9 protein-coding genes and 1 pseudogene are annotated in these 12,923 nt (G+C 42.8%); all 10 read left to right on the top strand.

The features are described 5' to 3' along the window. Nucleotides 1-5 precede the first annotated feature (5 nt). A pseudogene (locus tag CDG76_RS14250) lies at nucleotides 6-498 on the top strand (ISAzo13-like element transposase-related protein); the annotation flags it as partial. A 967-nt stretch (nucleotides 499-1,465) separates the two neighbouring features. Beyond that, nucleotides 1,466-2,470 carry an oxygen-dependent coproporphyrinogen oxidase gene (gene hemF, locus CDG76_RS14245; protein WP_094349648.1) on the top strand — a complete coding sequence of 335 codons (1,005 nt, stop codon included), beginning with the start codon at nucleotides 1,466-1,468 and terminating at the stop codon, nucleotides 2,468-2,470. Between the two features lie 868 nt (nucleotides 2,471-3,338). Further along, the gene (locus CDG76_RS14240) at nucleotides 3,339-3,992 is read left to right on the top strand and encodes an L-2-amino-thiazoline-4-carboxylic acid hydrolase (protein ID WP_223265236.1); all 654 of its coding nucleotides are present in this window, start codon (nucleotides 3,339-3,341) and stop codon (nucleotides 3,990-3,992) included. A gap of 5 nt (nucleotides 3,993-3,997) precedes the next feature. Beyond that, on the top strand, nucleotides 3,998-5,431 hold the full coding sequence (locus CDG76_RS14235) for an FAD-binding protein (protein WP_094349646.1): 1,434 nt from the start codon (nucleotides 3,998-4,000) through the stop codon (nucleotides 5,429-5,431). An 83-nt stretch (nucleotides 5,432-5,514) separates the two neighbouring features. After that, entirely contained in the window at nucleotides 5,515-6,969 is a 1,455-nt protein-coding gene (locus CDG76_RS14230; RefSeq protein WP_094349645.1) for a glutamyl-tRNA reductase, read from the top strand. Nucleotides 6,970-7,009: 40 nt separating this feature from the next. Then, nucleotides 7,010-8,104, top strand: coding sequence for an aromatic ring-hydroxylating dioxygenase subunit alpha (locus tag CDG76_RS14225; RefSeq protein WP_094349644.1), 1,095 nt, complete (start codon nucleotides 7,010-7,012; stop codon nucleotides 8,102-8,104). Nucleotides 8,105-8,452: 348 nt separating this feature from the next. After that, a complete protein-coding gene (gene hemE / locus CDG76_RS14220; protein ID WP_094349643.1) occupies nucleotides 8,453-9,505 on the top strand; it encodes a uroporphyrinogen decarboxylase in 1,053 nt (350 codons plus the stop codon). A gap of 5 nt (nucleotides 9,506-9,510) precedes the next feature. Beyond that, complete coding sequence (gene hemC, locus CDG76_RS14215) at nucleotides 9,511-10,497, top strand: hydroxymethylbilane synthase (protein WP_094349642.1); 987 nt, start codon at nucleotides 9,511-9,513, stop codon at nucleotides 10,495-10,497. 178 nt (nucleotides 10,498-10,675) lie between these two features. Beyond that, entirely contained in the window at nucleotides 10,676-11,668 is a 993-nt protein-coding gene (hemB, locus tag CDG76_RS14210; protein WP_094349641.1) for a porphobilinogen synthase, read from the top strand. Between the two features lie 48 nt (nucleotides 11,669-11,716). Next, a complete protein-coding gene (locus CDG76_RS14205; RefSeq protein WP_094349640.1) occupies nucleotides 11,717-12,628 on the top strand; it encodes an alpha/beta fold hydrolase in 912 nt (303 codons plus the stop codon). Nucleotides 12,629-12,923 lie beyond the last annotated feature (295 nt).

Below are 12,923 nucleotides of genomic sequence, written 5' to 3'. Positions count from 1 at the left end.
TGTCAATACAATTAACGGATTCATTGAAAAAGTTGTTGAAGGAAACCGCACAGCAATTAAAAGGTGCGGACAAACGTAAATTTATAGCACAAACAGTTGTGGCATTAGGACATGGGGGACAGTCTCTAGCGGAGCGAGAGTTAGGATGGAATCGTGTAACTATTAGTAAAGGAATTAAAGAACTAACTACTAATATCACTTGCGTGGATAATTATCGAAGTAGAGGGCGTTATAAAGCAGAAGTAAAACTGCCAAATCTTTTAGAAGATATCAAAAAAATTGTCGATCTACAAAGCCAAATAGACCCAAGTTGTAAAAGCCAAAGACTGTATACACGTCTTTCTGCTGCTGAAGTGAGACAGCAATTAATTGATAAATTTGGTTATAATAATGAAGAATTACCAACTTCGGAAACAATTCGTGTCAAGTTAAATGATTTAGGGTATTGCCTCAAGCCAATTGCCAAGATTAAACCTCAAAAAAATACCCGAAACTGAATTTTAGAGAATTCTTAGAATAAAAATATTTTTGATGGGGTTTAAACAGCATTATATTTTGCTAAAACTATGACTGGTAATGATAAGCATCCAGTTGTTAAGTTAGTCAGTCAAACTTACTTTATGGATACATTTAACTAAAAAAACAATGTCCTACTGCACTTTCAAGAAATATGGGGAGTAGGGAAAGAAAGTGTTTATTTCATTCGTAGCGGGTGGTGCGCTACCTGTGCGGTTGCTCTTGAGTGCAGATATTTATCTTGCATATTTTTCGCTTGTTAAAATGATTATAATTTCAATAAATTGTATATTTTATTTTCTGGAAGTCTCGAATCTTGAAAAAGCTAAAAAAATAGTACAAACACCAATAATTTACAAGAATAGTCTGTCTTCTATCTAAAGACTGAGATATTGATTATGCTTAAGTTAAATATTAGCTAAAAATAACTTATTTTTTAGTTAAGTCAAAATAATATCAAACACTGATTTGAAGTGTGACTGGTTATACAGCAGTTTTCTTTTGCATGAGGTACAAAGTCACTGGTTTTGAGGCAGGAGGCAGGAGGCAGGAGGGAGAAGAATAATTTGATTTGTGAATCCTTCCTTGGTTCTGTACCTCATTTAGCTGCAAACTGCTGTAGTTATTGAAGTGATCCTATTTTTCTTCTCTTAACTAGGCAGTGACGTTTTTAATATTTTATTTATAATTTTCCTAAAATTCTATATCTTCACTAGTAAAAACCTGACTAAAGTAAAAAGATAGATAGCGAAAGGACTTAGGTAACGCGAAAACCAAAAGTAATTAACGCGAAATGCTAGCTCTTTCCTTCCCAGACTTTTGCTACAAAGCAAACATACTTAATCAATGAAACCTCAAGATGAAAGGTTGAGAAGCAACTTCCAATTTTTCTAGATTCCAAAATTCCTTTTTTGCAAATAACTATTTAGTCACAACGAGGTCAGTTGTCATGGTTCAAATTCTTGAAAACCCAGCAGTCAAGCAACCACCAATTAGTAATAGAGTTGAAAGTTTTTTGCTAGATATGTTCGATAATGTTTGCCAAACTATTGAGGAAATAGATGGAAGTAAACTTGACGAACAACGCTGGACAAGAGATGAAAGAGGCCAATGGGTACAAGGTGAAAACAGTAATGGTGCTATATATATCGACAAGTCGCTGCGGAACGGCAATGTATTTGAAAAAGTAGGTATCAACTACGTATCGATGCAGGGTGAGTTACCTCCTGGTGTGACTTTCCGAGGATCGGATGTTGTGATGGCAGACCCAACAACTATAACGCCAGATCAAAAAGGTACTTCTTTTTTCGCTACGAGTACCAGTGTTGTCATTAATGGATCTAATCCAATGATACCGACAGCACACGTTAACTATCGCTACTTCCAATTGGGTGATGGCACTGAACCTGGTTCTTGGTGGTTTGGCGGTGGAGGTGATTTAACACCAATTTACTTATTTGAAGAAGATGCAGTTCATTTTCATCAAGTACATAAAGCAGCTTGCGATCGGCACGATTTAGAACTCTATCCACGCTTGAAAAAGTGGTGTGATGAATACTTTTATCTTCCTCATCGCAGTGAGTGTAGAGGTGTAGGTGGAATCTTCTTTGACAATTTACAACATTCCGATGTCGAAACTCTACTTTCCTTCGTAAAAACTTGTTCTGAAGCTTTCATCCCTGCTTATTTTCCGATTGTCAAACAACGTAAGGATATGGAGTTTACGGAACAGGAGAAATATTGGCAGCGCATCAGACGCGGACGTTATGCCGAATTTATTCTACTGCATGACAGAGGTGTTCGATTCGGATTGGAAAGCGGCATCGTGAGTACACAAAGTGTTCTTAATTGTATGCCTGGAGAAGCTTTTTGGAACTATAATGATCAACCCACGGCTGATAGCCAAGAAGCAAAGCTTCTAGAGGTACTGAGAAATCCCCAGGAATGGGTGTAAAGACGGTCAAGAACAGATTTGAAAACAGCAGCCGATCAAAAATGTTGGCTACCCAAATCCTAACCCTGTTTTGTTACTCTCGGAAAACAATAATCGAAGCAAGATTCCGAAACTTTCATCGAGTCAAGCTTTGAGTGTTTATTTTCTAACAGGAACTAAAATTTGTAACCAAAACCTGGAGATTAAAGCTCTGAAAGGCTTTCATTGATTGGGTTCTCCCAAAGTGATAAAAAGAGGGCTAATACCGTTTCACCTGAAGATTGATACAGATGGCAGCCTGTTCTTGAGCAGGGCAGGCTCTTGAGCTAGGGAAAGTAAGAAAAGTAATTTGTATCAAGAATTGAGTGAAATGGTATAATAATCGCCTAATTTTTACTCTTTACATTTCTTTAGAGATAGCCTCTAAATAGGAAGTAACAAGGTGTTTATGGAAAAATTGCCGACAAGTATTTTGCTAAAAATTAACCAATTATTTCGCTGGTCTAACTCAACTGAATTCGCCAACTTCAAAACTGAAATTAGCAAGTTTTTCCAAGTTAAATGGTTGAGTCATCTCTCCATCAAGCAGATGCAAGAAGTTGACATTGTATTCCTGTGTATGTTTGCTAGCAGATACCTAACGTTGACGATCATTTTACTATACTTATGGAGTTCAATTCATACTAGTCCTGAATCACCAAGGACATGCTATCCCTGAATTAGTAGGGATAAGAGAAAGTGATTGAGCAGGATACCAAAGAATTGATTGACAAATTGCTGTTTATATTGTCAATCGTAGGATTCTAGTAGCAAAAAAGTTTATGGCGATCACTGTCTGAAATTTAGCAGTAATCAGCCATTGATTAGCTCGTTTTTTTAGGTCATTTAAATGAATAACAAACACGGAGAACTGGCAATGGATAACGTTATAGGTATTGGCGACATTACCATGAACGATGTGATGCAAATGGATTCCTCCAAAGCAGTGAGTATGTTTAGGAATCGATTTGCAGCCTACAAGAAACTGTCAGATGAAATTGGAGAAGATGCAGCTTTTGAACAAATGATGTTAGCCTACCCTGGTCATCAAAAAGCGTTCATGGGTGCTTTCATTGACAATACCACCATAGCCAAAGGCTTTACCGATGCAATTCCGATCTTTCGGATCATGGGCTTCAAAATGCAAGTCGTAGATATTTCCCAAGAAGGAAAAGATGCTGCACTAGAAATTCAACGAGTTTGCCCGGTTCTTTCAATTGCTAAAGAATATGGACTTGAAAGCCCTTGCCGAGTTATTTGCGAGATGGAACAAGAAGCAACCAGGAGAGCATTTCCTGGGATGAAAGCCGCAATTATTAGCAAGCAGGCAGATGGTGACTGCGTTTGTATGTTTAAGTATGAAAGACCTGCCAAAGGGGTAGAAGTAAAGCCACAAAAAACACCGAGCTTGTTCTCTCATATTCTCGATTTGATTCGCTTGACTCCTAAAATCTTGCAGATTGGGATGAATCTTTTAAAAACGTCTCTTTCTAAAGGATCGTAACTTTTATGAATGGCATTGTTCAAGACCTCAAGCATTTGATTGCAGGTGAAGTCAGCAACGCTTCAGAAATTTTGACAGAAGTTTCCCAAGATTTTGGTGGTATATTTCAAAAGTCTCCTCAAGTTGTTGTCACTCCTCAAAACGCTAACGATATTGCCCAAACTGTCAAATATGCCGCTCAAAAAGAATTAGTAGTTTCTTCACGCGCTGCGGGACATTCGTTAGGCGGTCAATCTTTAAACCAAGATGGAATCGTTTTAAATATGAGGAATCTCGATAAAATTCGAGATATCCAAAAAGACCAACTCTGGTTTAAAGCTGATACGGGGACTTCTTGGAATCAAGTAATCGATGCTTGTATTCCTGATGGTTTAGTTCCTCCCGTATTAACCAATTATTTTGGTGTTTCTGTAGGAGGAACTCATTCTGCGGGTGGTATAGGTGCAGCCTCTTTTCGTTACGGAAATCAAGCTGATAATTGTCTTGGTGTAGAAGTCGTAACCGCAGAAGGTGATATTCTCTGGTGTTCGCCTGAAGAAAACAGCGAACTTTTTAATCACGTACTTTGCGGTTACGGTCAGTTTGGAATTATTACCCAAGTTCAGCACAAACTCAAAGTTTACCCTTCCCAAACCCGCACGTATTTGCTGTTCTATGACAACCTAGATGCTCTTTTGGATGACAAACGGGTTTTAGTAACCGAACAAAGGGTCGATCATCTCGTATCTTTCCCAGTTCCCTGTTTGCAAGGAGTATCCAGAGCAACAGGAATAATGCAACCTTTGATTCAATGGTTTTACACGTTGCGGATTACTGTTGAAGCAAATTCTCTTGAGGCTATTGATGACAAAGAAATCCTTACTGGCTTAAATTTTTACCGTCATATCCATACTGAAGACTTGGGATTTGCACAATTCATCGAACCGATGATTCAAGTAGATAGCAAGGATATCGCTCACCCTTGGATGGATGTTTTTCTTCCTGCTTCATCGGCTAAAAATTACATTGAAACGGCTCTCAAACAGTTGCCTGCTTTTCTCGATATTAGTAAAGCGCAAATGGGCTGCTTTTGCTTGGTAAACCGGAATAACACGATGCCGATGTTTCGTTTACCGCAAGAGGAAGAACTGATTATTGGGTTTGGAATTTATCCCAGCATTCCGAAATCGCAAGTTCAACCCATCTTAGCTGAATTGAAAAAGCTCAGTAACCTGAGTTTAGAGATGGGCGGAAAAAGATATCTAACTTGCTGGATAGATTTTACTATTCAACAGTGGCAAAGCCAATTTGGGGATTACTGGCCAAAAGTTAATCAAATGAAAAGGAAGTACGATCCCAAAGGAATATTTAACTCTGGCTTTTTTGATTACGAACAGATCGCACCACAGGAAAACCAGCTCGTTGAGAATGTTGCTACTAAGTCTGCGATCGCAGTATAAGTGACTTCTCAATTATCTTGTTTAGAACCATCCATATTACTTGACCGAGGCTCTAGAAGAAGACAAACTTCAGAGGAGGAAACATGAATATCGCACTTGTAGGTCTTAGTCACAAAACAGCTCCGGTTGAAATTCGGGAAAAACTGAGTATTCCAGAAGAACGAATTGAAAACGCGATCGCCCAGCTGTGTAAATACTCTCACATTGAAGAAGCTGCCATTCTTAGCACTTGTAATCGTTTAGAAATTTACGTAGTTGTAAACAAGATAGATCGGGCAGCTCAAGAGGTGACAGAGTTTCTTTGCGAGTACAGTAAACTGCCTTTTTCAGACTTGCATCAATACTTGTTTACTCTGTTACAGCAAGATGCTGTTAAACATTTGATGCAAGTTGCTTCCGGTTTGGATAGCTTGGTGTTGGGAGAAGGACAAATTCTGGCTCAAGTCAAACACGCCTTCCAACTGGTTCAGCAATACAATCAGGGCGAACGCATCCTCAATCAGTTGTTCAAGCAAGCCGTTACCACTGCAAAGCGGGTGAGAACGCAGACATCAATCGGTACGGGTGCAGTTTCGGTTAGCTCTGCGGCAGTCGAATTAGCCCAAATCAAAGTAGAGAAGTTATCGGCTTGCCGAGTGACAATTGTCGGCGCTGGCAACATGGCTCGGCGACTGGTGCAACATCTAATCTCTAAAGGCGCAACTCAAATTTCAATTGTCAATCGTTCCATCGAACGAGCTGAGGAATTGGCGAATCAATTTAGTGATGCTGGAGTACAATATTATCCCCTCGCTGAATTGATGTCATTAGTGGCAGCTGCGGATTTGGTCTTTACTAGCACTGCTTCAGTTGAACCCTTACTCGATAAAGCCAAACTCAAAGCTGCATTGCAACCCGAACAGCCTTTGATGCTGGTCGATATTTCAGTGCCTCGTAACGTTGATGCGGACGTTAATGAGTTACCTCACGTGCGAGTGTTTAATGTTGATGATTTAAAAACCGTCGTTGCCCAGAATCAAGAAAGTCGTCGGCAAATGGCAATAGAAGCGCAAGCATTAATCCAAGAGGATTTAGACGCATTTCAAACTTGGTTGCGATCGCGAGAAACCGTTTCCATTATTAGCTGTTTACGGGACAAACTCGAAAAAATTCGCGAACAAGAGTTAGAAAAAGCTTTGTCCCGTATGGGATCTGATTTTGCTAAAAAACATCAAGAAGCCGTCGAAGCCTTAACTCAAAGGATTATCAACAAAATTCTCCACGAACCGATGGTGCAACTGCGGACACAGCGAGATGTAGAAGCTCAACGCCTTGTCCTCCAAGTTCTGCAAGAGTTGTTTAATCTAGATACGCCAGAGGTGCAATCTAGTTTTGTTGCCCAAACATCCTCCCTATCAATAAGCACCGTAGAGATAGCAGCAAAAAACATCAATGTTGCTCAAGTGAACCGGGAACATTTCAAAGTTGCTCAAATGAGAATTGAAAGTATTGAAGTCCATGCAAAAGTTGAAGAAGTTATTGCTCAAAGCGTAACTTAAGAAAATCCATGATTCTTAATAGCAATAGCAGGAAGTAAGTATGTTAAAAAACTTCTGGTACGCTTGTGAGTTCAGCACCGCCGTTACTACAAAGCCCAAGCAAGTTCGGATATTAAATCAGAAATTTGTCTTCTACCGTAACGCTAAAGGACAACTGATAGCTCTCCAAGATCGGTGTCCCCATCGTGGTGCTGCCTTATCTCTCGGTTGGGTAAAAGATGATTGTATCCATTGCCCCTATCATGCCTGGAAGTTTCAAGCAGATGGAAAATGTATTAATATTCCTGCTAATCAACCCGGAATTCCTATTCCCAAGAATGCTCGCGTAGATAGCTATCCAATACAGGAAAAATACGGTTTTATCTGGCTATTTTATGGAGACTTACCAGAAGAAGAGCGTCCGCCAATCCCACCCTTACCAGAATTTGAAGACCCAAGCCTACAGAAAATTTTCTTTGAATACGAACTGAATGCTCACTACACCCGCACCCTAGAGAATGATATGGATATGTCTCACGTATCTATTATTCATTCCAAGTCCTTCGGCAATGGGTTTGCATTAGAGCAAAAAATGGAAGATTACGAGCTGAATGTAGGGGAGTGGGAGGGCCACGCCAAAGTTAATGTCAGAGATTACACCAAAGCAAAAGACCTTTTCGCCTTTGTGTTTCGCCCATTGAAAGCCAATGTGAAGGTGACTCTAGGCTTTTATATGCCCAATATCACTCGGTTAGTGGTTGACTTCGGTCGTGGCAAGCTGGTTAATTTTACTGTCCATGTTCCTGTTGACGATCGCACCACTATTACCAAGCGAATTCAGTTTCGCAGTTTTTTAACTTTCCCTTGGGCCGATGGCATATTTCAGCGGGCAGCTTACAAAGTTGTGATGGAAGATAAGGGAGTGGTTGAGTCCGAATATCCGATGGCAGTCCCGGATAAGTTGTCAGACGAAGTTCACGTTCCTTGCGATAACTTATCTGTTGCTTATCGCAAACTTCGGCAAAAATGTTTGGCTATGGGATGGGGTATGAAACCTTATCAGAATCAATCAGACAACTCGAACGGAAATTTAATGCCACCTTCTCCTGAGAAAACAGAATGGTTTGTTTCAGCCATAGTGGGCGATCGCTCATGAACAGCTTCTGTCTTATTGAAGAACTAAATTTAGAGTTCGCATAACTAGGGCGGGCAAGATGCCATAGGTGTCAACTTAACGCTAAACCCGCTTGGTGAAAATGTTTTGCCCTCACCCCCAGCCCCTCTCCCTTGGGGAGAGGGGAGCTAGACACTAGACATTCAAGTTCCCCTTCTCCCAAGGGAGAAGGGGTTAGGGGATGAGGGCGTGAGGGATTTGCAAAACGCCTGTCCGATATAGTTTTCGGCTTAACTTGACACCAATGAGCAAGATGCCCACCCCACAAGATTGGATTGTTGCAAATCCCAAATTCTTGAAATGACAATTATTAAATCCAGGGAGAAATGTATGGGGAATTATACGTTACTGCAAGCGGCGCGAGGTGAGGTACTCGATCGCCCTCCGGTATGGGTGATGCGCCAAGCAGGTCGCTACATGAAAGTTTATCGAGATTTGCGTCAGAAGTATCCTTCGTTCCGCGATCGCTCCGAGAACCCCGATCTAGCCGTGGAAATCTCGCTGCAACCTTTCCGTGCCTTCCAACCCGATGGGGTGATCATGTTCTCAGATATCCTCACGCCGTTGCCTGGTATGGGTATCTCGTTTGACATTATCGAAAGTAAAGGGCCAATATTCGAGCAGCCAATCCGCACACAAGCACAAATTGAAGCGCTGACTGACCTCGATCCCGAAGCTTCTTTACCCTTCGTGCAGCAAATTCTGAAGACGCTACGCCAAGAAGTTAACGGTCAAGCTACCGTCTTGGGCTTTGTGGGCGCTCCTTGGACGCTAGCTGCCTATGCAATTGAAGGTAAAAGCTCGAAAGACTACGCCATTATCAAAAGGATGGCTTTCTGCCAACCTGCCATGCTGCATCAATTTTTAGGGAAACTGGCAGATGCGATCGCAGTTTACGCTCGTTACCAAATTGATGCCGGTGCGCAAATCGTGCAACTGTTTGACTCTTGGGCGGGACAACTCAGCCCTGAAGATTTCCAAACGTTTTCTCTACCTTACCTGCAACGAGTCGTGCAACAGGTGAAAGCAACGCACCCGGACACGCCACTGATTTTGTATATCAACAACAGTGCTGGAATCCTAGAGTTAATGGCGCAATCGGGTGTCGATATCATTAGCGTAGACTGGACTGTAGATATGGCAGTAGCGCGGCAGCGACTCGGCGCAAATATTGGAGTGCAAGGAAATATCGATCCGTGCGTGTTGTTCGGTACTAAAGAACTAATCCGCGATCGCATTCTGGACACGATCCGCAAAGCGGGGAATCAGAAGCACATCCTCAATCTCGGTCACGGGATTTTACCGAACACTCCAGAAGAGAATGTTGCTTTCTTTTTCGAGACAGTCAAACAGCTCAACTACTCGTCAAACAATCTCAACTAAAAGCTATGACTTCAGTGCAACCCGCTTCATCTAAGATTTCCAGCCCCGTTCGCACCATCCGCATCGGTTCTCGTAAAAGCCAACTCGCACTCGTGCAAACTTACTGGGTTCGAGAACAACTCCAAAAGCATTTTCCCGATATTTCCTTTGAAGTCCACACCATGTCCACCCAAGGCGACAACATCTTGGATGTGGCGTTAGCCAAGATTGGCGATAAGGGATTATTCACCAAAGAACTCGAATTGGGAATGCTCAATCAGGAGATTGACTTTGCGGTTCACTCTCTCAAGGATCTGCCAACTTGCTTACCAGAGGGGTTAGCGCTAGCAGCCGTAACAGAACGGGAAAACCCAGCAGATGCTTTAGTTGTGCATCAAAAGCACAAAGATAAGCAAATCGATACGCTGCCAGAAGGCACAGTTATCGGTACTTCTTCCCTGCGCCGCCTTGCACAATTGCGTTATCACTTCCCCCACTTTGCTTTTAAGGATGTGCGCGGCAACTTAAATACGCGCTTGGCAAAGTTAGATGATGGAGAGTACGATGTGCTGATTTTGGCAGCAGCAGGGTTGCAGCGATTGGGAATGAGCGATCGCATTCATCAAATTCTGCCAACCGAACTCTCTCTCTATGCCGTCGGACAGGGAGCGTTAGGGATTGAATGCCGCGCTGACGATTTGCAAGTGCTGTCATTACTCAAAGCAATCGAACACGTCCCTACCCGCGATCGCGTTTTAGCCGAACGTGCCTTCTTGCGAGAACTAGAAGGTGGCTGCCAAGTACCAATCGGTGTTGATACGCAGCTAGACGAAAATACACTGACATTAACAGGATTAGTCGCCAGCGTCGATGGCAAACGTCTAGTCAAAGATTCTGTTACGGGCACTCCTAGCTCGGCAGAAAATTTAGGTATTCAATTAGCTCATAAATTGCGGCAACAGGGAGCTACAGAGATTTTGGCTGAAATTTTCCAGACAGTCCAGCGTAGCTAGGGAGTTGCAACTCAAAAAATATCCTGTCGCTGTGTAGGCAGGGGGCAGGGGGCAGGGAGCAGGGGGAGACAGAAAAATACGATTAAAGGGAAAGTTTCCCCTTTACCCCTTACCCTTTACCCATTTCTGCAAGAAGTCTATTGGCTAAGTAAAGCCTTTCATCGTTCATTTTAATACTATGTTTCCAATTCATCGCCCGCGTCGGCTGAGAAGCCATCCCCAATTGCGGCGGATGGTGCGCGAAAACGTCCTGACAACCAGCGATTTAATCTACCCTCTTTTTGCCGTACCGGGTGAGGCGATCGCCAACGAAGTCAAATCCATGCCTGGAGTTTACCAGCTTTCTGTAGACAAAATCGTGGAAGAAGCGAAGGAAGTCTACGACCTCGGCATTCCAGCTATTATTTTATTTGGCATTCCTGAAGATAAGGATTCAGATGCAACGGGCGCTTGGCACGATTGCGGGATCGTTCAAAAAGCTGCTACTGCCGTTAAAGAAGCCGTACCTGACTTAATCGTGATCGTCGATACTTGCTTGTGCGAATACACTAGTCACGGTCACTGCGGCTATTTAGAAGTAGGAGATTTAACGGATCGAGTTCTCAACGACCCAACGCTGGAATTGCTGAAAAAAACGGCAGTTTCACAAGTCAAAGCGGGTGCAGATATCATCGCGCCATCTGGAATGATGGATGGTTTCGTGCAAGCCATTCGTTCGGGTTTAGATGAAGCAGGCTACCAAGATACGCCGATATTATCTTACGCCGCCAAGTATGCCTCGGCTTATTACGGGCCTTTCCGCGATGCCGCCGACTCAACACCGCAATTTGGCGATCGCAGAACCTACCAAATGGACTCCGGTAACGGTCGTGAAGCCTTAAAAGAAATCGAACTAGACATTACCGAAGGTGCAGATATGTTAATGGTCAAGCCAGCCTTGGCCTACATGGATATTATCTGGCGCGTTAAGGAAGCAAGCAACTTACCCGTTGCTGCTTACAACGTTTCTGGCGAATACTCGATGGTTAAAGCCGCTGCCCTCAACGGTTGGATTGACGAAGAACGGGTAGTAATAGAAACATTGACTGGCTTTAAACGGGCTGGCGCTGACTTGATTTTGACTTATCATGCCAAAGATGCTGCTCGTTGGTTAGCAAAACTTGGCAATTAAACTTTCTAGTTTTGATTTCATCTTGTCGATGTAGAGGAGGAATTTCTCATGTTCATTCCACTCGGTTTTGTTCAACGCTCCGTTTTAATCAGCTTGGGAAAAATAGCCTATTACACTAACCAAGGTGAACTTTGGGCAACCGATGGAATGGGCGATACGCCATCGGACACGCTGCCTGAACGCGAAACTTTAATATTCTTCCACGGTATTGGAGGTGGAGCATCTGCCTACGGGTGGTCGAAAGTGTATCCAGCATTTGCAGCGGAGTATAGAGTGTTAGCACCCGACTTAATTGGCTGGGGCCGATCGGATCATCCCGAACAAAATTATCTCCCGAAGGACTACATCGCGATGCTAATTGAGTTCATCGAGAAGACGTGCCAAGGCCCTGTAACAATAATTGCTTCTTCCCTAACTGGAGCATTTGCAATCCGAGCGGCAATCGAACGTCCCGACCTGTTTAAGTCACTTATTCTCACGCTTCCCTCAGGTATCAAAGACTTCAGACAATACTACAGCAATAGCTTTTTCGCTCAAATTGCTAGTATTCCCATTCTCGATCGCGTTCTTTACGCAGGACAAGTCAGCAGCTTTGGCATTCGTGACTTTTTTGAGCGAGTGTTTGCTCAACCCAATCGTCTTTCTCCCGAAATTGTAGAAGCTTTTGTGCAATCGGCACAGCAGCCAAATGCCGAATATGCTGCCCTGTCATTTTTACAAGGTAGCTCATCCTTCGATCTATCAGAATACATTCCAAAATTGACAACGCCTACCATCTTTATTTGGGGAAGCCAAGCGAAGTTTACAGGGCCGGAAGTAGGGCGTCGCCTTGCCAATCTAAATCCACAAGCAATCCAAGCATTTATAGAACTAGAAGATGTAGGGTTGAATCCAGAACTGGAAGTGCCGGAAGTAATAATCGGATTAATTCGGAAGTATTTGCCTGTGTTAGCGCAGTAAGTTTTTGAGAAACTTCACTGTTTTTAAAGGCTGCGTATATTAATTGTATCAACGTGCTTCAACTGTAAGACTTACGCACTCAGATCCCCGAATCCTCTTAAAAAGGGGAGTCACTGCGTCGGGCGGATTAAGAGACTTGTAGCAAATGACCTGGCTTTAGAAGTTCCCCCCTTTATAAGGCTACGGTGTACACACAAGTTTCTTGACCTGTACCTTTAATGCATCGACCTGCACCTTTAATGCATCGACCTGCAAAAATTAACCTTCCCTATGTTGCGCAACAACTCTAAAAGAC

Origin of the sequence: Nostoc sp. 'Peltigera membranacea cyanobiont' 210A, from assembly GCF_002246015.1 — a bacterium.
In the GTDB taxonomy this organism is placed as follows: domain Bacteria; phylum Cyanobacteriota; class Cyanobacteriia; order Cyanobacteriales; family Nostocaceae; genus Nostoc.
The sequence above is the reverse complement of the archived record's forward strand: the minus strand, read 5'-3'. Positions and strand labels throughout refer to the sequence as shown.